Here is a 19501-nt window from a genome sequence, read left to right on the forward strand (position 1 = left end):
CTTTCAGCGAGAGGCAGCGAGGGCGTGGCCGAGTTCTTCGGCGATCTTGTCACCACCGCCGCTCTTCCATTTCTTCACGGCGGCCGCCCAGGCGGAGACCGGCTTGCGGCCCTGGATGATGTCGTTGGTGACCTGGTTGATGTCGGCGGTCAGTTGCGGCCCCTTGCGGATGTTGGTGTCCGAGTACAGGCCGGCGACCGGGTCGACGAGTGCGGGCGGGCAGATCTGCTTCATGGCGTTGAACTCGGCCTCGCTGTTGCCCTCGCGCTCGGGCAGGAAGATCGTCCACGGCGCATCGGCCTGGTACAGCAGACCGAGCTGGGTCTCGCTGAAACCGCGTTCGGTCAGCACCGGGTTGCCGTTCACGACGGTGTGATGGATCCCCGGGCTGCCGAACTTGCGGAACAGGTACTCCTGGGTGCCGAACGGCGCGGCGAGGAAGTTCAGGTACGCCAGCAGCGTCTCGACCCGGGCCTCGGACTTCTTGCTGATCGCCGTGAAGCCCATCGAGGGAGCACCGATGACCGGAGCGCCCAGCCAGATCCGGCCCGGTCCCGAGCCGTCATGCTTCGGCGGCGCGACGATGGCGATCTGCGACTCCTTGGTGATTGCGGTCTGCAGATAGCTCGGCCAGGCGCTGAACGTGTCCTGGACCAACGGGCTGGTGCCGTTGGTGAACCTGACCTTCATGTCCTGGTTCTGGCCGGAGAAGGCGTCCGGATGCATGTAGCCGGCCGCCCACAGCTTGCGGAGGATCTCGAACACCTCCTCGTGCGCCTCGTGTTCGAGGTAGCTGACGACGGTGTTGCCGTTCTCGCTCCAGTTGTTCGGGATCTCGAACATGTTCCGCACGAACACGGTCGGCGAGGCAGCGAGCGCGAACCGGTTCTGCCGCTTGTCGGTCAGCTGCTTGCAGAGCTCCATGAAGTCGTCGGCGCTCTTGACCTCCGCCTTCAGCCCTTGCTTCTCCAGGATGTCCCCGCGGCAGTAGAGCGCCTGGGAGCTGATGGCTCCGCGCGAGATCGGTACACCGTAGATCTTGCCGCCGAAGATGGTCGCGTTCCAGGCGACCTCGGGCAGGTTCGCCAGGTGCGGGTACTTCTTGATGTTGTCGCCGGACAGGTGTGGGGTCAGATCCACCGCCTTCGACGCCAGCAGCTGGGCGACCTGGGGCACTGCGCCGACCAGGAAGATATCGCCGAGCTGGTCGCCGGCGACCGCGGTGGCGAACTTCTGCGCGTAGTCGACCGAGGGTGTGAGGCTGATCGAGAGCGGCGAACCGACCTGCTGGTTGAGCTGCTGCCAGAACCGGTTCTGGTCGAGCTTCGGCGGGATCGGCGTGTTCGTGAAGGTCAGCACATTGATCGGCTTGCCGTCACCCGGTGCCTGGCTGATGGCCTTCACCGGGTTGGCCGGGTAGCGGTTGAACGCGTCGGGGATCTTGTACTCCGCGCCCGACAGGTCCGGCTTGACCCCGGCGTACCGGATGTACGTCGGTTTGATCTTCGACTGACTCGCCGGATCGGTGCCGGCGCCGGTGCCGCCGCGGCCGGAGTTGGAGCAGCCGGCCAGGCCGATCGCGCCGGCCCCGGCCAGCAAAGTCCGTCTGGTCAGCCGTGGATTGTCGATTGTCATCTGGAAACCTCTCAGCCCTTCACGGCTCCGGTCAGCACGCCCTTGGCGAAGTGCCGCTGGATGAACGGATAGACGCACAGGATGGGGACCACCGAAATCATCAGGATCGCCATCTGGATGGATGTCTGGGGTGGCAGTGCCTCGCCCGCGGAACCAAGGTCCTGGGCGCCGATCTCGACGCCGTTCACGACGTAGGTCCGCAGTACGAGCTGCAGTGGCCACTTGCTGCTGTCGTTGAGGTAGAGCAGGGCGCCGAAGAAGCTGTTCCAGTAACCGACGCCGTAAAAGAGGCCGACGACTGCGACGACCGCCTTGGACAGCGGCAGCCCGATGTGCCAGAACAACTTCCACTCGGACGCACCGTCGATCCGGGCCGAGTCGAGCACCGCCGCGGGCAGCCCGGCGAAGTACGCCCGGACCACGATCACGTTGAATGCGCTCACCGAGACCGGCAGGATGACGGCCCACAAGCTGTTCAGGAGCCCGAACTGCTGGACCACGAGGTAGCTCGGGATCAGCCCCGGATTGAAGAGCAGGCTGACCAGGACGAGCAGCAGCAACGGCTTGTTGCCGAACGTTCCCCGCCGGCTCAGGGCCCAGCCGAGCGTGCAGGTGAGGAGCAACGCGAGCGTCGTCCCGACCACGGTGATGAAGCCGCTCACCACGAGCGCCTGGGTCACCGTCCCGCCGGACAGGATCGACCGGTACGCCGAAAGGTCGATGCCGTGCTTCGGGAACATCACATACCCGCCGGCCCGGACCACCTCCTCGGGGGATGCCAGGCTGGTCGAGATCACCCCGATGAACGGGACCACCACCACCGCGCAGATCACGGTGAGGAAGACGGCCTTGATGATGCGCTCCGCCCGGCCCGGCATCGGCATCCCGCCGACCAGGACCTGGCTCTTGGAGTGACTCATCCGCGGTACACCCCTTCCTCACCCAGGCGATGCGCGAGCTTGTTGGCGGCCAGCACCAGGGTCAGCGCGACCACGCTCTTCACCAGGCCGACCGCGGCTGCCATCCCCCAGTCGCCGCCGATGATCCCGTTGTTGTAGACGAAGGTGTCGAGCACTTCGCTCGCATCGACCCCGACCGCCTGCTGCTGCAGGATGATCTGCTCGAATCCGACCGTGAGGGAGTCGCCGAGCTTCAGGATCAGCAGCAAGATGATGATCGGTTTCAGACCGGGCAGCGTGATGTGCCAGGTCTGCCGCCAGCGGCCGGCGCCGTCCACGGCGGAGGCTTCGTAGAGCGAGCGGTCCACCTGGGAAAGGACGGCCAGGAACAGGATCGTCGCCCAGCCGGTGTCCTTCCACATCACCTGCGAGGTGAGCAGGGCACGGAACGCGTCGACGTTGCCGATCACATGGATCGGGTCGTACCCGTGGCTGCGCAGCCAGTTGTTGATCATCCCGGTCCCGCCGAGCACCTGCTGGAAGACCGCGACCACGATCACCCAGGACATGAAGTGCGGGACGTAGAGGATCGTCTGGACGAGCTGGCGGAGCCGGTTCGACAACAGGCTGTGCAGCACGAGTGCCACGACGATCGGTGCCGGGAAGACGATCACCGTCTGGATCGCGGTCAGGATCAAGGTGTTCTTGACCGCGTTCAGGAATTCCGGATCGCCGTCGACGATGGTCCGGAAATTCCCGAGACCGGACCAGAGACTTTGGCTCACACCCAAATAGGGCTGGTAATCCTGGAAAGCAATGACATTACCCCAGAGCGGGTAGTAGTGGAACGCGCAGATCACCAGCATGCCAGGAATAGCGAGCAACAGAACCGGGTAGTCGCGGCGTAATCGGGCGAGCATCGACAATTTGCCGCGTGGCGGTGAAGCAATGTCGAGACGGGTCACGGGCTCTCCTTGGACCATCCTTATAAAAAGTGATCGATCCACTTCTGAGCCGGTACTTAACCGCAGCCTCCGGAGGGTGTCAACCCCTCGGCCCCGGATCCGTCGCGGCCGGGCCGGACGGTGTTAACCTTCGTACGCCGCCGGGTGACCGGTGCGGCCGCGAGGAGGACAGGTGGCAGGAGCAGCGCCGAAACGACCGGCGACCATTCATCAGGTGGCCAGCCTGGCCGGGGTCTCGCACACCACGGTCTCGCGATATCTGCAGGACAAGGACAGCCTGAAACCGAAGACCAGGGTCAAAGTCGAATTCGCCATCAAGACCCTCGACTATCGCCCGAACCTGGTCGCCCGGTCGATGCGGACCCGGAAGACCAACCGGCTGGCGATCGTCCTCGCCGCCGGTCCCTATTTCCCCGGGAGATTGCTCGCCGCGGCTTTCGAGACGGCTCACAAGGCGGGTTATCAGGTCGAAGTCGTGAGCATCGAGGGTGGCCCGAAGGTGCGCGCCGATCGCATCGACGACCTGGCCGAATCCGGCCAGGTGGAGGGAATTCTGGCGATTTCCTCGATCGGCCGGACAGGCCGCCGGTCGCGCCGGGTGCCGATCGTCGAGAGCGACATCTACGACGATCATCTGCGCGGGAAAGGCGAGCTCGCCAACGCCGCCGAGGTCCGGGCGATCATCCAGCATCTCAGCGAGCTGGGCCACCGGACGTTCCTGCACGTGGCCGGTGCGCAGACCCACACGTCGGCCCGCAACCGCAAGAGCGTCTACCTCCAGACGATCGAGGAGCTCGGGTTGCGCTCGTTCGGAGTCCTCGGCGGCGACGACTGGTCGGCCCAGTCCGGGTACGACGCGATCACCAGCCTGCCGGACGACTGCGGCGTGACCGCCGTGGTGGCGGGCAACGACGGCGTCGCGCTGGGAGTGGTGCGCGGCGCGCTCGCCCGCGGCTGGCAGGTGCCGCGCGATCTCAGCGTGTTCGGCTGGGACGACGAGGAGTTCGGCCGGTTCTCGAGCCCGTCGCTGTCGACGGTGGCGATCGATCGCGAGGCGCGCGGGCGGTATGCGATCCACCATCTGCTGGCCGAGATCCAGGGCGACCCGCTGCCGGAGCCGCCCAGCCGGGACATCAACCGGCTAATCTTCCGGGAGTCCACTGCACCACCTCCCACCGCCCAGTAGTTCTCCGGAGGCACAGTGAAATCCCTCGCCCGGCTGGCCGTCGCCCTCGGCGCGGCCGCCACCTTCCTCCTGCCCGCGGCTCCGGCAACTGCTGCCGCTCCCGCGACGGCCGCTGCTTCCGCGACGGCCGTAGAGCATCGACCGGTCTGCTCGGTGGTTTGGTTCGATCTCGGCAACACGCTGGTGAACACCACGGTGCCGGGGCAGATGACCTACATGCCCGGTGCACTGCACCACCTTCGGCTGCTGCGCGCGCTCGGCGTACCGATCGGTCTGATCACCAATGTGCCGCCGGAGTGGGGTGCCACCGATGCGGAGCGGGCTGCCGCGACCAAGGCGTACGTCGACAAAGCCTGGGCCGAGCCGGAACCCTTCGCCTGGGAACTGTTCGGCGACCGGATCCTGACCCCACGCAGTACGGCGGAAGCCAAGCCGGCACCAGCCTTGTTCGAACGCGGCCGGGATGCGGCCGCACCCTGCCGGTCGTTCTACGAAGGCGAGACGCCGACCGAGATCACGGCCGCGGACAACGCCGGGCTGACCGGCTACCTGACCGGACAGCCCGGTCGCCCGGCGTACCTGCCGGTGTGGCGCCTGTTCCTGCCCTGACAGCCCCTAGCGAAGGGCGTCTTCCAGCCCGTCGAGGATGGCGCGGCAGTCGCGCTGGAGGGTCGCGGCGTCCACGGCGGTCAGCAGGAACACGCCCAGCCAGTTGCGCGAGCCGCCCGACGGATCGAACGCCGGCACCCGCGTGCCGGCCGGCAACATGAAGGCCGGCACAGGTTCGATCGTGCTGCCGGGGGAGAGCAACGTGGACCAGTCCACCCGCTCCGGGTGCCACAGCGGCTGCGTCCGCCACGGCGTACCGGCTGCATTGGCCGGCACGACAGCGACCGACGCGGCCGCGCGGCCACCCTCGACCAGCATGGCCGGCGGATACTCGACCTCTTCGCCGAGTTGTTGGCGGATCAGCATGCCGATCGGGTCGAGGCCGAAGACGATCTCGGCCTGGCGGGTGGTGAGCAGGCCGCCGAACCGGGCGCCGACCTCGATCACCACCAGTTCGCCGTCTGCGCGCAGCTTGAGCTCCGTGTGGGTGCCGCAGGTGTCCAGGCCGAGTGCGTCGACCGCCCGCCGGGAGACTTCCTCGATCTTGCGCTGCAGGTGCTCGGGCAGCACGCACGGCGACGTACTGGCGACCTCGATGTACGGCGGAACGGTCGGCAGCTTGGCGGTGATCGCCAGTGCGTGGTACTTGCCCTTGGCAACGATGCCCTCGACGCTCAGGTAGTCGCCGTACCCGGGCTCGTCGTACCAGCCCTCGGTGGTGCCGTCCATGATCTCTTCGACCAGCCGGTCGGCGTCGGTGTTCTGCTCGTACAGCTCGTTCATGCCGACCTGGCCGCCCAGCTCGAGGGCCTCCTCGATCTCCGCCCAGGCGGCGTCCACCTGAGCAGATGACGTCAGCACGAGCTGGGCCACGGAGCCGGCACCCCAAGCAGGCTTGAGCAACAGCGGCGGAGTCAGCGCCGCGAGCGCTCCGTGCAGATCGGCGGCCGAGTCCACCCGGCGGAACCGGGGAATCGGGACTCCGGCGGCCTGCCAGGCCTGCCGCATCAGCCGCTTGTCGCGCGCCACCCGGATGCCCGGACCCGCACCGGCCAGACCGAGCCGGTCGGCCGCGTTCGCCACCGCCAGTACGGCGAACTCGGACAGCGTGAACAATGCGTCGGCACCCAGCTCACGGGCATAGTCCACGATCGCCGACACGACCGGTTCGCCGGGAGTCAGGCCGCCGGGATGCACGGTGATCGACGTACAGCAAGGTTCCCAGAGCTCCTTGGCTGCTTCGGGAAGCGGCGACAATGCCAGCACGTGCAGCTCCCCGCAGGCCGCGATCCGGGGGAACGCGGTCTCGAGCGGAGCGCCGCCCTTGACGTAGACGTAGAGGATCTTCTTCACGCGAGGTTCTCCTTGACGGCCGCGCGGTCGCGGCTCCGATTGATCAGTACGGCGAGGACGACCATCGCCACCGTGACGGCGGCCGCGAGCAGGACCAGGAAGGCCGGCATCGCGCCGCGGGCGAGGAATCCGCCCAGGATGAAGACCACCAGCGCGCAGACCGCGCGGTCGGCGAGCGACTCGACCGACAGCAGCGTGGCCCGGCGCGCGGGTTCGGTGATGGCAGAGTTGACCAGCTTGCGCTGCACCGGGAAGGCCAGGCCGGACGCGAGCGAGAACACCGCGAGGCAGACCATCGTGCCAACCAGGCCCAGCGGGATGACTGATGCCAGCGCCACCGCCATCAGCACGGTCAGCGCCAGTACGACGCGGATCTGGCCGAAACGAGCCAGTACTGCGGATCGCGCCGCGCCGGCCACCTCGAAGACGGTCGTCGCAGCCATCAGTACGCCGAACCAGTGCAGTGGCAGGTGTTTGGACTCCAGGATCGGCTGGAACAGGTTCGCCTGCCCGATCCTGACCAGGGTGAAGATCGCGATCCCTTGTGCCATCAGCAGCATCAACCGCGTCGACGAGGCGAGCGACCTCAACGCACCGGCGAGCGCGGGCAGCACCGGTTCGACCTTGTGCGACTCGATGCCCGGAAGCCGAGGGAAGCCGAAGGCGATCACGGTCGCGATCCCACACGTCACCGCCGACAGCACGTACGCCGACGGACCCCACCACGCGGTCAGGAAGCCGGCCGCGGGCAGACACACGATCCGGCCGATCAGCGTCCACGCCCGGGCCGATCCCTCAGCCCCCTGGTACGCCGTCTGGTTGCCGGTTCGCTGCAGGTACTCGTACAGATAGGCGCTCCCGGCTCCGGAGAACAGCGAGTGTGCCAAGGCGATCAGCAGGAACTGAGCCAGGAACCCGGCGAAGGTCGGCTGCCAGACCGGGATCAGGTTCGCCACCACGAGGATGGTCGCGCCGCCCTGCAGGCAGCGCCGGTAGTCGAACCGGTCGGCGATCATCCCGGTCGGGATGTCGAGCAGGCAGAACGCCAGGTAGAAGATGCTCTGGATGGAGAAGATCTGCTGGTCCGAGAGCCCGGCGGAGCGCTGGAACACATAGAAGACCGGCAGCCACCAGAGCAGTCCGGCGAACAGCTGGAAGGCGTTGTAGCGACGAATGACCCGCGTCGCTCCGGGAGTCCGCGGGGTCACGCGGCGAGCTGGTAAGGACGGCATTGCAAGAGCACGATCCGGTCGCCGTCGACGAGCCACTCGACATCCACCGGAGCATCGACATCACCATCAGCGAAGTGCGCCTGCAGCAGGCGTCCGATCAGCGCGAGCCGGCCGAGCGTCACCTTGGCCGCGTCGTCCACGTCGGTCGCCTCGGCACCGAGAGCGACAGTACGGCTGCCGCCTTCCATCGTGTTGTAGAGGTGCTGCAGCGGGTCCCGGGTGCCGGACACCACATCGTCGACAGAGCTGTCGTCGGCCGAGTTGCGGACCAGGTTCAGCAGGACCGAGCGGAAGTCGCGGCGATCCAGCGGGTTCGCGGTGACCATCACGCCACCGAGCTGCCCGTCGAGCTGCTGCTGGATGACGACCCCCATGAAGCAGTCGTCGAGCCCGATCCCGGCCTCGTCGCGGAGCAGCACGCCGCGGGTCGTGACGAGCGAGGCCCAGACCCGTTGGATCGCCTCGACGACGTCCTCGACCGACTCCACCGACGGCACCGACTCGTAGATCCCGGCGGCCGAGAAGCCGATCAGGTCTTCGGCGTTGGACGAGCTCCGGACGACGACCCGGCCGGCCCCGGTGAGATGCCGCAGTACGGCGTCCTCGATCAGCGTGCGCAGCTCGGCCGGCAGCGGCGTACTACGGATCAGGCCGCCCAGTTCGGCGCAGAGCTCGTCGATCTCGCCGCCGAGTGCGAGCGCCATCTTCAGCTTGCCGATGGTCTGCTGGACCGCGGGCGACGACTCCAGGAACTGCTGCTGCAACGCGAACGGCAGCGCGATCCCGCGCGGCACGACGACGTGCTCCTTGACGAGCCGGCTCGCGGCCTGGGACAACTCGGCAGTGTCGGTGCCGGTCACCCCCAGGTGCCGGGCGAGATACTCGAGCAGATGCGGCCGCGGTGGTCGGGGCGCCTCGTAGAACCCAAGCCAGTCAGGGGATCCGTCCCGCAGTACGGCGGTCAGCTCGCCGAGATTCGCCGCTTTGGTGCCGAACCGGTGGGCGTCGGTCGAGCGCAGCTGCTCCAGCGGAAGGATCTGCGCGGCGGCCAGGTCGGGCTTGCCGATGTCGACCTGCGTGACGGCCCACGGCGGGCCGGCGTCGACGGACTCGGGTCGGTCGATCGGGTGCACCGCGAGCTCGGCGGCGGCCGGGTCCACGACCAGCTCGACCCAGCGGCCGTCCAGGTCGGCGAGATCGGTGAGCGCACCGAGCTGGATCGCGTTGGGGATGCCCCAGCCGGCCGCGAGCACGTTGGTGTGCGACAGCGGGGTGGTGTGCCGGGCGTTGATCAGTCCCGAGACGCGTGGGATGTCGTCCGGCATCCGTTCCATCACAAGGATGTCGTGCCAGCGAACGGGCTCGGCGCGATAGGCGTCCTCGGAGGTCAGCACGCGTAGCCGGCCGGTCGTCGTACCGGGGTTCAGGGGCACGTACGACGCGGTCGAGTACAACTCGTGCGCGAGGATCCGGGGGATGTCGTCGACCAGGAAGCTTTCCTGCAAGTGGTTCGCGGGCTTCAGCAGCACCGGCACGGCATCGTCGACCAGCGTGCGAACCGTGCGGTAGAACGACCGGAGCAGGTCGGCGCCCATGGTGTCGACCTCGACGGTCTCCAGCGAGAAGAACAGCCCGCCGTACTCCGGGCGGTCGTGCAGCGCGAGGGTGCCGAGCAGGAACCGGCGGTCGTCGGCGCGGTAGACGGAGTCGTTGAAGGCATCCAGGTTCCGGGCCAGCTCGGCGCGGGTCATCCCGAGGATCCGCTCCCCGACGTACTGCACATGCAGCATCCGCTCGGCACCGTCGATCAGGTGGACAGTGGCCGTCTCCTGATCCAGTACGAGCTTCACGTAGGGGTAGCCCGCCACGGTGGTGGCGAGGCCCGAGAAATCAACCAGGGTAAGGCGATCACCGGGAAGAGAGGGAACGACAGCGGTCAGCTTTTGGTGTGTAGGGGCGGTAGACACGAGAGATCACAATAAGGTGAAGGCGGCCACCCACGGTAGTTTGCGTAACCCTCTGTGAGCACAATCACCCCACTCGCGCACTACAGTGCGGCGTATGGAATTCCGGCTGCTGGGAGCCTTCGAAATCTCCGACGGCGACAGCGAGGTGCGTGGCCTGCGCCGCCAGGAACGGCTGCTGCTGGCGGCTTTGTTGCTCAAGGCAAATGAATTGGTCAGCGTCGCGGAGCTCGTCGACCTGCTGTGGCCGGACGATCCGCCGAGCGATGCGCGCGGGGCTGTCCAGGTGTACGTGTCCCGTTTGCGCAAGGCCGGGCTCCGCATCCGGGGGACTTCCGCCGGGTACGCCGTCGAGGTCGATCCGGAGACCGTGGACCTCGTTCGCTTCCGGCAGCTGGCCGAGCAAGCGCGGCGTACGGCGGATCCGGTCGAGCGGGCGGACGGTTTGCGGACGGCGCTCGATCTGTGGCGCGGGCAGCCGCTCGCCGACCTGGTGTCCGGTGACGCGCGGGAGCGGCTGTGCGCCGGTCTGGAAGAGGAACTCCGGACTGCGGAAGAAGACCGGATCGCCGCCGACCTCGCGGCCGGCCGGCACGAGTCGCTGGCGACCGAGCTGGCCGGTCTGGTCGCCGCGTCTCCGTTGCGGGAGCGGCTGGTGGTCGCCTGGATGACGGCGCTCTACCGGGCCGGTCGGAAGGCCGAGGCGCTCGCCGCCTACTCCGAGCTGGCAGACCGGTTGGCCGGCGAGTTCGGGCTCGACCCGGCGCCCGCCGTACGCCGACTGCGGCTCGCGATCCTCCGGGACGACCCGAGTTTGCTGCAACGAGCGTCAGCTCAGGTTCGCGACGACGTTCCGCGAGAGCTGCCGGTGGACATCTCGCTGCTGCTCGGACGGGACGACCTGCTGGCTGAGGGCACCGCCGAACTCACGCGGACCGACCTCGATCGGGCGCCGGTCTACTGCCTGTGGGGCGGTGCCGGAGTCGGCAAGTCGGCGGCCGGGACGAGGATCGGTCATCTGGTCGCCGAAGCCTTCCCCGATGGACAGTTGTTCGCGCGGCTGCAGGATGTGGACGGGACAGCGGTACCGGCTGGGACGTTGCTCGGACGGATGTTGCGCTCTCTCGGAGTGAAGCCGGTTCCGGACTCGGTCGAGGACAGGGCCCGACTGTTCCAGGAACGGACTGCGGAGCGCAGCATCCTCGTCGTACTGGACGATGCGCTCGATGTCGACGAGGTGGAACCACTGCTGCCGACAGGCCCTCGGTGCGCCGCCATCGTGACCTCGCGACGGCCACTGCGCGAGTTGACGACGGCCTCGCACCGGCAGGTGACCCCGCTCGACGAAGCGACGAGCCGCGGCCTGCTCACCCAGTTGATCGGCCGGACTCTGCGCGACAACAAGGCGACGGTCGACACGGTCGCGGGGGAGTGTGCCGGACTGCCGCTGGCCTTGCGGATCGTTGGTTCCCGGCTGGCTCTGTCCGGTGATGACGCACTGGAGACGCTGGTCGGTGCGCTCGCGGACGACGAGCAGCGCCTCGACTCGCTGGTCGCCGGCGACCTCGCCGTACGGACGAGTCTCGATCGCACGCTGACCCTGGCGGACCCGGACGCGCGTCGGCTCTTCGACTGCCTGTCGCTGATCGGCGTCACGGAGTTCCCCTCCTGGGTGGCGGCGCCGTTGCTCGACCGCGACGAACCGGCCGGCGTGGCGACCTTCGGCCGGCTGATCGATCTCGGTCTGGTCGAGCCTGTTGGTCATCAGCAGTACAAGATGCATGACCTGGTCCGGTCCTATTCGGCCGAGCGGCTTGCCCAGGCGGGTGACGGGGATGCGCCACGGAAGCGTTACCTGGCGGCTGTTCATCGGCTGACGGCGTTGGCGGACAAGAAGTTGAACCACGGCTTGACGCTGACTGCTCATCTCTCCGTTCCGGACAGGCCGACGTTGCCCGGGGCCGAGCAGGTGCTGGCCGACGACCCGACGTCCTGGTTCAGTCGTTCGTGGCAGCTGATCAATGCGGCCGCTTTCGCCGCGGTCCGGACCGGCGAGATCGAACTTGCCGGGCTGCTGGCGTTGCACGTCAACAACTACTACCTGGCGTCGGAGCAACTCGAGCCGAGAATCGCAGTGCTGGAGGCCGCCCGGGATGCTCTGCGGGTGACCGGGCCGTTCGAGCTCGCGGTCCGGACGGAGATCGCGGTGACACACGCCTATCACCGCCCTCCGCTGGAGATGCTGCGAGAGGGAGAGCGACTCCTCGAACTGGCGAACCGATCGGGTTCGCCGGACCTGCAGCTGCGAGCTCTGCTGGAGATGAATCACGGCGCCCGGTGGTCCGGGGCAACGGAGGAGGCGCTCGGGTACTGCGCCAGGGCGCTGGCCATCGTCGACGCATCGGGCGAGCTGGAGTTGATGCGTCCCGTCGTACTGCGTCACATGGCTTCCGGCTACACGGATCTGCACGACTACACCAGGGCCGTGGCGACCCTCGAGAAGGTGCTGGAGATCTCCGTGCCCGGCACCATGTCGGTGGGGCAGGACCTGTCGATCCTGGGCGAGATCAAGCTGGAACTCGGCGAACTGGACGAGAGCGAACAGCTGCTTCGCCAGGCGATGGCCAACTTCCGGTCGGTGTCGAGCTACTACCACCTCGCCTGGCCGACGGCCGTGCTGGCGAGGGTCGCGATCCGTCGAGGCCGGGTGGCCGAAGCAGCTCAGCTCATCGCCGAGGTGGAGAGCTGGTTCGAGGTCGAGCCGTGGCCCGTCCAGGTCCAGTTGCGCCCGGCGAAGGCGAGTCTGGCGTTTGCGAACGGCGACTTCGAGAGCGGTCGCGAGATCATCCGGGCCGTGGTCGAGAAGGCGCGGGCCAGGGGAGACGCCCAGTTCGAGGCCGCCTTCCAGCAACACCTCGCCGAACTGGAGGAGCACCACAGCACCGGCCGATCAATGCCATCGGCCGGTGCGGTTGACGGTCAGCCGAGTTGACGTTTGAGCGAGCCTTTGGAGAAGACGGCGCGGGCGGCCTTCTCGGCGGCGGGGGAGGAGTCGAGGCGGGTCTCGCCGATCGGGTCGACGCGGCTCTCGTTCCAGTAGACGAGGGCCTTGAGCTGGGGGCGTTGGCGGAGGCTGGCCTGGATACCGGAGATCAGGCCGGCCTTCGACTTGGTGCCGATCGACTGCTCGTCGATACCCCACTCGCCGAGCATCAGCGGTTTGTCCGGGTGGTTGGTGATGGCCCAGTTGTAGAAGCCGGGCCAGGTCGGGTGGGCCGGGTCGCGCCGGTTCACCGCGGTGGCCAGATCGGACCAGTAGTCCGGGTGATCGCCGAAAATGTAGGGGTCCTCGGCGATCCAGTCCACCACGTCGTCGCCGGGGTAGAGCTGGCTGAACCAGGGCGCGGATCCCCACCTGGCCGAGCCCGTGTAGTTCATCACGAACACCGCGTTGGTCACGCCGTGCTGGCGGAGCCGGAGCGCCACATGGCGGTACATCGCCCGGTAGTCGGTAGCGGTCATCCCCGACCCGGCCTGCGGGAGGACCTCGTCCTCGGGTTCATGGTGGATGACGAGGTAGAACTTCTCCGGGAAGGTCTTCTTCAGGTACGCCGCCTCGGCGTCGATCGCCGCGTCGACGGTCGGGTCGCCGGCCGCCACCTGCGCCCAGGTGCGGCCCATCTCGGGCTTCCAGTTGAGCATCAGCAGCCGCTTCTTCCCCGGTTCGCGGGCGCGCTGGATCATGTCGGCCGTCGGGAACAACTCAGGGCTGGCGTTGTAGTAGTGCGCGATGTCGACCGTGCGGCCGATCGTCTTCTCGAACGAGGTCAGTCCCTCGTCCCAGGACTCGTCACCGAGCGGGTTCGCGGCGGCGCCGAACAGGACTCCGCAGGACGGGACCAGCTTGTCCGACAAGGTGCAGCTGGGCGGCGTACGGGATGGGCTCGGGGCACTGGTGCCTTGGTCGCCGGATCTGCGGTGCTGGATCACCAGTACGGCGACGATCGCGATCGCGACGAGCAGAGCGGTCGCTACGACCGCTTGCCTGGTCCTTCTGTTTCCCCCTGCTACTGCCCCCATCGGACTAGTGTGCACTGCTTTTGCTGAGGGAGGTCTGAGAACGGGGGCTCAGGCTCGGCCTGAACCCCCGCTGATTGCTGTGCTCAGCCGAGGTAGTCGCGCCAGGGGCCGGTGATGGCCAGCGTGATACCCGGGGTCTGGATGTTGACGAAGAGCACCTTGCCGTCCTCGGAGAAGGTCGGGCCGGTGAACTCGGAGTCGTTCAGCATGTTCCGGGCGATCGCGTACGCCGGGCCGCCGGGAGTCGCGCTCAGCACGTGGCTGCTGGCCAGACCGTCCTCGGCGAGGACGAGCGAACCCCACGGGGTGACCGTGACGTTGTCCGGCGCGTCGAAGTTGAAGTCGTCGTACCGCGCCGTGGCGCCCTTGTCGGCGGCCGGGTTCGCCGGGAAGTAGGTGACCAGCTGGATGGTCGCCGACTTGTAGTTGTAGAACCAGACCATGCCCTCGTGCGGTACGCCGTCCGCCGGGATGTCGGTGGTACCGATCTTGGCGAACGAGTTGACCACGTAGACGCCGTCGTGGGTGCCGTAGACGCCCTCGAACTTCTTGCCGCGGGTGACCTGGCCGTCGGTGAACTGCTTGCGGGTGGAGACCGTGACCGCGTCGCGGTCGGGCACCGGCACCCAGGCGACCCGGAACGGGCGGAGCAGCTGGGCCGAGGTCAGGTAGGCGACGTCCGGGATCGGCTTGCCGTCGTCGTTGAGTATCGCCATCGCTTCCAGAGTGCCGAAACTTGTAGCCTGCAGGTCCTTCCAGCTGTCCTTGCCGAGCCGGTAACCGGCCGGGGCGGTCCAGCGGTAGAAGGATCCGTTCGGGCCGGACGCGTCCTCGGACAGGTAGATGTGCTGCTTGTCCCGGTCGATCGCGAGCGCCTCGTGGGCGTACCGGCCGAGCGCCTTGAGCGGCACCGGGTGCGCGGTCTTGCCGTCGCCCCAGACCTCGAAGACGTAGCCGTGGTCCTTCAGGATGGTGGTGCCGTTGGCCTTCTTCTCGGTCTCCTCGCACGTCATCCAGGTGCCCCACGGCGTGGGACCGCCGGCGCAGTTGGTGAGCGTGCCGGAGATGCCGACCCACTCACCGTGGTTCGTGCCGTCCCGGTCGACCGAGATGACCGTGCAGCCGCCGGCCGTGCCGACACCCTCGTCGTACACGGTGCCGGGGATCTGCGGTACGCCGAGCGCGGAGGCGGCGCCGATCTCGTGGTTCTGGATCAGCGTGTACTGCTTGCCGCCGGCGCTGAACACCGCCGTACCGTCGTGCAGCTCCGGGGTCGGGTGGCCGCTCTTCAGCTTGGTCTGGCCGGCCTGGGTGACGATCGTGTACTTGAAGCCCGGCGGCAGCGCGAGAAGGCCCTTCGGGTCGTCCATCAGCGGCGGGAACGGCCGGTGGGTAGCGAACGGCCGCGCGGCGGGTTCCGCCTCGGGCGTCGCCTGGGCGAGCGAGGGCATGGCGCCGACGGCGGCGAACCCGGCGCCCGTGGCGGCAGCGCCCCGGAGTACGGAACGGCGGTCGAGGGACATCTTGGTGCTCCTTACAACGACGGACTCAGCACGCCGATCCTTCACCGACCCAACGGCGCCCAGGCAAACAAAACCTGAACAGTCACCTACACCCCTGGCGGTGAGGGTCCGACTACTGTCCGAGACCGGCGCGCAGGGGGTTCAGGGCTGGGGATGTATCGGGTTGGTGACTGGGGCATGCGGATGGCGGGGGATGGGCGCATACTGGGGGAGATGGAGCCCTCCCGCGCGACGACGCGTCGTCACTTGTCCACGAGTCCCTTCAAGCCTAGGGAGCCAACCCCGATCAAGACGTTCGAGGAAGGCGACCGGGTCTCGCACGACAAGGAAGGCCTCGGCCGCATCACCGCGGTCGAAGGCACGCACGCCGTCGTCGTCGACCTGGGCGGTGGCAGACTCCTCCGCGTCACCGCCCCCTTCGACAAACTCCACGTGCTCTGAGCTGAGCTTCTGCACGTGCTCTGAAGTTCTTAGTGGTGGTCGATCGCCTTGGTGAGGGCGTCGGCCGAAGCCGCCGCGGCCTGGAAGGTGAGCGGCGGCTCCGGGTTCCAGGGCAGTACCTGCCCGGCCCGTACGGCGGGCAGCTCGGCCCACTCCGGGATCGCCGCGATCAGTTCGGGGTCCACGGCGTCGCCGGAGCCGACGGACGGCACATCCAGTCCCGGTTGTTCGGTGTCCGATCGCAGCGACCGCTTGGCGAGGACGATCATCAGGGCGGGGATGAGCAGGTCGTAGATCAGGACGCCGCCAGTGTTGCCGGCTGCGTGGTCGCCGTTCGCGAACGATTGGTAGACGTGGCCGATCACCGCACCCCAGAGGAACATGCCGGCGAACGACAGGAACATCCAGAGACTTCCCAAGCCCAGCGCGCCGAGCGCCCACCAACGCTGCCAGATCTCCAGCCGGGCGCGGCCGGCTGGAAGGCGCCTGCTGTGGACGGTTGCGCCGACGACGGCGACGCCGAGCCAGATCATCGGGAACGCAGATTGGAAGACGTACGAAGGTGTGTTCACACCCTCTAGGCCCAGCGGCACCCCGGTCTCGGCGGGGAGCTGGCAGGCCAGGGCCGGCAGGCCGCCGTCGGCGAACCGGGCCCGCCAGGTGCGCACGGTGTCCACGTGCACTCCCACCTCGACAGCGATCCGCGCGTTGGACCTGCCCCGGGTTGCCAGGAGCACGATCTGTGACCGGACCCTGGCCTGATGCGGAGTTGTGACCGTGGGCCGTCTTCTTCAACCGTTGCCGCTCGGCGGCCGTCAGAGTTATGGGGCGGGCGGCATGAACAGGCAAGGCAGGCAGGCCGATCAGCAGAACTGGATCACAATGCCATGGGGGCCTTGCTCATGCCGTCTCGTGGTGGAGGGGGTCCAGGGCGGTGAGTTCGTCCTCGGACAGGTGCAGGGAGCCGGCGGCGACGTTCTGGGCGAGGTGGTCGAGGTCGCCGGTGCCGGGGATGGCCAGGACGTGGGAGCCCTGGTGCAGGGTCCACGCGAGCCGGATCTGGGCTGTACTCACGCCGTGGGTGCTGGCGATGGCGTGCACCTGCGGGCTGTGGTCGGTGGTCGCGCCGGCGGTGCGTCCGGTGCCGGCGATCGAGTAGAACGGCACGAACGCGATGCGTTGTTCACCGCAGATGTCCAGGAATTCCTTCTGCTCGGGTGATGCGCCGATGCCAAACATGTTCTGGACGCAGACCACCGGTGCGATGGTCTGGGCCTCGGCGAGGTGGTGGGGGCGGACGTTGGACAGGCCCAGGTGGCGGATGAGTCCGGCCTCGCGCAGTTCGGCGAGTGCACCGAAGCGTTCGGCGATCGAGTCGGTGCCGACGATACGCAGGTTCACCACGTCGAGGTGGTCGCGGCCGAGCTGGCGCAGATTCTCCTCGACCTGGCCGCGCAGTTGCTCGGGGGTGGCGTGCGCCAGCCACTGGCCCGAGGGGTCGCGGCCCGGTCCGACCTTGGTGGTGATGACGAGGTCGTCCGGGTAGGGGGCCAGCGCCTGGTTGATCAGCTCGTTGGCCGAGCGCAGCGGCGAGAAGTAGAACGCGGCGGTGTCGATGTGGTTCACGCCGAGCTCGACCGCCCGGCGCAGCACACCGATCGCCTGGTCGCGGTCGCGCGGGACGGCATCGGCCGCGAACGCCTCGCCGTGCTGTGGCAGACGCATCGCGCCGAAACCGACCCGGTTGACCGTCAGGTCGCCGAGCTTCCAGGTGCCTGATGCCGCCGCGGTGATCGTCTGTGAGGTCATGGCGGGATGATCTCCGCACGGTAGGCTGGCCCGCCATTAATTCATACATACCTGAATCCATTGAGGAGTGGTTGTCCTGGCAAAGCTGACGTTCTCGACGAGCGATCTGGCGCAAGTGCGGTTCGCCGTCTCACCGATGTGGGAGATCGCACCCAGCTTCCGACTGCTGAGGTCCGGCACTACGCATCCGGTCCACCGACCCTGGGCCGACCAGGTACGCCCGCGTATGGTGGCCGCCGGGCTGGACCGGGGCTGGCTCTGCGAGCTGATCCCGCCCACGGGCGGCTACGTCCCCGACTTCCTCAACCCGGCCCCCGCCGGGCCGGCCCCCACCCCGGCGGCAGAGCGGGACGCGATCCGGGCTTCGCCCGCCGACCGGGTACGCCATGACCTCGACCACCTGGCCCGCCACCAGGGAAACCTCGGCCCCCGGCTACGAGCCCTGCACAACGACCCACAGGGCCTCCTGGCCAAGGTCACAGGAGAGATCGAAGCGTACTGGGAGCTGGCACTCGCCCCCTACTGGGCACGAATCCGGGCAGTCCTGGACGCAGATATCCTCTACCGGGCCCGCCAGGCCGCCGAGCACGGCACCGGCCACCTCCTCAACGACCTGCACACGTCGCTGAGCTGGGACGGCAACGCGCTGCGGATGGCTCGCCGAAAGCAGCCATTGACCCGCATGACGGCAGGCACGGGACTGCTGCTGATCCCCTCGGCCTTCACCGGTACTGGGCTGCGCACCCGAACGACGCCGCCGGACCCGCCCCAACTCGCCTACCCGGCGCGCGGTGTCGGCTCGCTCTGGCAGACGCGGCCCGTTACACGAGCCGACACGCTCTCCGCCGTACTGGGCCGCTCGCGGACCCTGCTGCTGACCGAGTTGGAGATCCCGGCCTCCACCACCCAGCTGGCCTACCGCACCGGACTCTCCCCCTCAGGGGTATCCCAATACCTCACCGCGCTACGCAACGCGGGCCTGGTCAGCGCCCACCGTGCCGGCCGCTCCGTCCTCTACGCCCGCACCACCGCAGCCGAAGCCCTTCTTCAAGCCGCCTCCGCCTGACCTCACGTCAACCCCCGAAGGACTTCCGGCGCCGACCACTTAGTGTTTGCGCGGAGGATCATGAACGGTGGCATCGCGAGCAGGTCGGTGGGGGCGTCGCCGGTGGGGGCGATACGGCGTACGGATCGATAGCCGGCGGCGTGCAGGGCGTCGGTGAGGACCTCGAGGGACCAGCTGCCGGACTGGAAGCTGAAGCTCTCGCCTTCGTAGTAGATGTTGGCGACATAGGGGAGACGACCGTCGACGGCGGGACCGTTGGGTTGCTGCCGTACGCCGAACTGTTGCGCGTCGCTGCCGAGGAAATCCCAGTCGGCGTCGGCGTTCGTCGTCACCAGGAGCAGATCGTCACCGGCTGCGGCGAATCCGTTGAGCATTGCTTCGAGTTCGGTCCGGGTCTCGGCGTGATTGATCAGCCAGACCGACGCGACCAGGTCGAACCGGCCGCCCTGGGCGCCGAGGATCGCGTCGCCGACGAGGTACTCGATCTCGTCCGGGACCGTCTTCGCGACCGCGATCATCTCTTCTGACAGGTCGACGCCGACGACCCGTGCCGCGCCCTGCTTGGCAAACAGGCGACTGTAGAACCCCGTCCCGCAGCCGACGTCGAGAACCGTGCGACCGGTGAGATCTCGGACCTCCGCCAGGATCGCCTGCTTCTGGAACTGACCGGCGATGGTGAGATTCCACTGGTCGTAGCGGTCGGCAAGCGTCGCGTAGGTCTCCATCGATTCCCCCAGAG

Annotated in this window: 16 protein-coding genes and 1 pseudogene; 5 read left to right on the forward strand and 12 right to left on the reverse strand. The window is 67.9% G+C overall.

What is annotated here, in order from left to right:
* Positions 1-3: 3 nt before the first annotated feature.
* Genes ABZ004_RS08015 through ABZ004_RS08025 form a run of 3 tightly spaced genes read right to left on the reverse strand, consistent with a single transcriptional unit; the run spans position 4 to position 3499 of the window.
* Complete coding sequence (locus ABZ004_RS08015; RefSeq protein ID WP_355679036.1) at positions 4-1635, reverse strand: extracellular solute-binding protein; 1632 nt, start codon at positions 1633-1635, stop codon at positions 4-6.
* A gap of 11 nt (positions 1636-1646) precedes the next feature.
* Positions 1647-2555, reverse strand: a complete 909-nt coding sequence (locus ABZ004_RS08020) for a carbohydrate ABC transporter permease (protein WP_355679037.1) — start codon at positions 2553-2555, stop codon at positions 1647-1649.
* Positions 2552-3499: an ABC transporter permease subunit gene (locus tag ABZ004_RS08025; protein ID WP_355679038.1), complete on the reverse strand. Its 948-nt coding sequence runs from the start codon at positions 3497-3499 to the stop codon at positions 2552-2554. The genes ABZ004_RS08020 and ABZ004_RS08025 overlap by 4 nt, the downstream gene beginning before the upstream one ends.
* Before the next feature lie 172 nt (positions 3500-3671).
* Here ABZ004_RS08025 and ABZ004_RS08030 point away from each other — a divergent pair, with 172 nt between their 5' ends.
* Together ABZ004_RS08030 and ABZ004_RS08035 are read left to right on the forward strand one after the other, a co-directional pair.
* Positions 3672-4685 carry a LacI family DNA-binding transcriptional regulator gene (locus ABZ004_RS08030; protein ID WP_355679039.1) on the forward strand — a complete coding sequence of 338 codons (1014 nt, stop codon included), beginning with the start codon at positions 3672-3674 and terminating at the stop codon, positions 4683-4685.
* Between the two features lie 15 nt (positions 4686-4700).
* A complete protein-coding gene (locus tag ABZ004_RS08035; RefSeq protein WP_355679040.1) occupies positions 4701-5294 on the forward strand; it encodes a hypothetical protein in 594 nt (197 codons plus the stop codon).
* Positions 5295-5300: 6 nt separating this feature from the next.
* On the opposite strand, the gene ABZ004_RS08040 is transcribed toward ABZ004_RS08035, so the two are convergent.
* Genes ABZ004_RS08040 through ABZ004_RS08050 form a run of 3 tightly spaced genes read right to left on the reverse strand, consistent with a single transcriptional unit; the run spans position 5301 to position 9846 of the window.
* Positions 5301-6647: an ATP-grasp domain-containing protein gene (locus tag ABZ004_RS08040; RefSeq protein ID WP_355679041.1), complete on the reverse strand. Its 1347-nt coding sequence runs from the start codon at positions 6645-6647 to the stop codon at positions 5301-5303.
* Positions 6644-7855 carry an MFS transporter gene (locus ABZ004_RS08045; RefSeq protein ID WP_355679042.1) on the reverse strand — a complete coding sequence of 404 codons (1212 nt, stop codon included), beginning with the start codon at positions 7853-7855 and terminating at the stop codon, positions 6644-6646. The genes ABZ004_RS08040 and ABZ004_RS08045 overlap by 4 nt, the downstream gene beginning before the upstream one ends.
* Positions 7852-9846 carry a PEP/pyruvate-binding domain-containing protein gene (locus ABZ004_RS08050; RefSeq protein ID WP_355679043.1) on the reverse strand — a complete coding sequence of 665 codons (1995 nt, stop codon included), beginning with the start codon at positions 9844-9846 and terminating at the stop codon, positions 7852-7854. Before ABZ004_RS08050 ends, ABZ004_RS08045 begins: the two co-directional genes overlap by 4 nt.
* A 94-nt stretch (positions 9847-9940) precedes the next feature.
* Between ABZ004_RS08050 and ABZ004_RS08055 the strand changes: the two genes are divergently transcribed.
* A complete protein-coding gene (locus ABZ004_RS08055) occupies positions 9941-12835 on the forward strand; it encodes a BTAD domain-containing putative transcriptional regulator (RefSeq protein ID WP_355679044.1) in 2895 nt (964 codons plus the stop codon).
* On the opposite strand, the gene ABZ004_RS08060 is transcribed toward ABZ004_RS08055, so the two are convergent.
* Together ABZ004_RS08060 and ABZ004_RS08065 are read right to left on the reverse strand one after the other, a co-directional pair.
* Entirely contained in the window at positions 12823-13923 is a 1101-nt protein-coding gene (locus tag ABZ004_RS08060) for a hypothetical protein (RefSeq protein ID WP_355679045.1), read from the reverse strand. The two genes, ABZ004_RS08055 and ABZ004_RS08060, sit on opposite strands and share 13 nt — an antisense overlap.
* 83 nt (positions 13924-14006) lie before the next feature.
* Complete coding sequence (locus tag ABZ004_RS08065; protein WP_355679046.1) at positions 14007-15446, reverse strand: alkaline phosphatase PhoX; 1440 nt, start codon at positions 15444-15446, stop codon at positions 14007-14009.
* Positions 15447-15659: 213 nt separating this feature from the next.
* Here ABZ004_RS08065 and ABZ004_RS08070 point away from each other — a divergent pair, with 213 nt between their 5' ends.
* The gene (locus tag ABZ004_RS08070) at positions 15660-15887 is read left to right on the forward strand and encodes a hypothetical protein (protein ID WP_355679047.1); all 228 of its coding nucleotides are present in this window, start codon (positions 15660-15662) and stop codon (positions 15885-15887) included.
* A 29-nt stretch (positions 15888-15916) separates the two neighbouring features.
* On the opposite strand, the gene ABZ004_RS08075 is transcribed toward ABZ004_RS08070, so the two are convergent.
* From ABZ004_RS08075 to ABZ004_RS08085, 3 genes and pseudogenes are all read right to left on the reverse strand, one after another.
* Complete coding sequence (locus ABZ004_RS08075) at positions 15917-16420, reverse strand: DUF6790 family protein (protein WP_355679288.1); 504 nt, start codon at positions 16418-16420, stop codon at positions 15917-15919.
* A gap of 99 nt (positions 16421-16519) precedes the next feature.
* Positions 16520-16636, reverse strand: a pseudogene (locus ABZ004_RS08080) (helix-turn-helix domain-containing protein); the annotation flags it as partial.
* Positions 16637-16787: 151 nt separating this feature from the next.
* Positions 16788-17696, reverse strand: a complete 909-nt coding sequence (locus tag ABZ004_RS08085; protein WP_355679048.1) for an aldo/keto reductase — start codon at positions 17694-17696, stop codon at positions 16788-16790.
* A 67-nt stretch (positions 17697-17763) separates the two neighbouring features.
* On the opposite strand from ABZ004_RS08085, the gene ABZ004_RS08090 reads away from it, so the two are divergent.
* The gene (locus ABZ004_RS08090; RefSeq protein ID WP_355679049.1) at positions 17764-18762 is read left to right on the forward strand and encodes a helix-turn-helix domain-containing protein; all 999 of its coding nucleotides are present in this window, start codon (positions 17764-17766) and stop codon (positions 18760-18762) included.
* A 2-nt stretch (positions 18763-18764) separates the two neighbouring features.
* Here ABZ004_RS08090 and ABZ004_RS08095 read toward each other — a convergent pair whose 3' ends face one another.
* Complete coding sequence (locus tag ABZ004_RS08095) at positions 18765-19487, reverse strand: class I SAM-dependent methyltransferase (protein WP_355679050.1); 723 nt, start codon at positions 19485-19487, stop codon at positions 18765-18767.
* Positions 19488-19501: the final 14 nt, after the last annotated feature.

It is taken from the genome of Kribbella sp. NPDC006257 (assembly GCF_040613535.1).
Lineage (GTDB): Bacteria > Actinomycetota > Actinomycetes > Propionibacteriales > Kribbellaceae > Kribbella.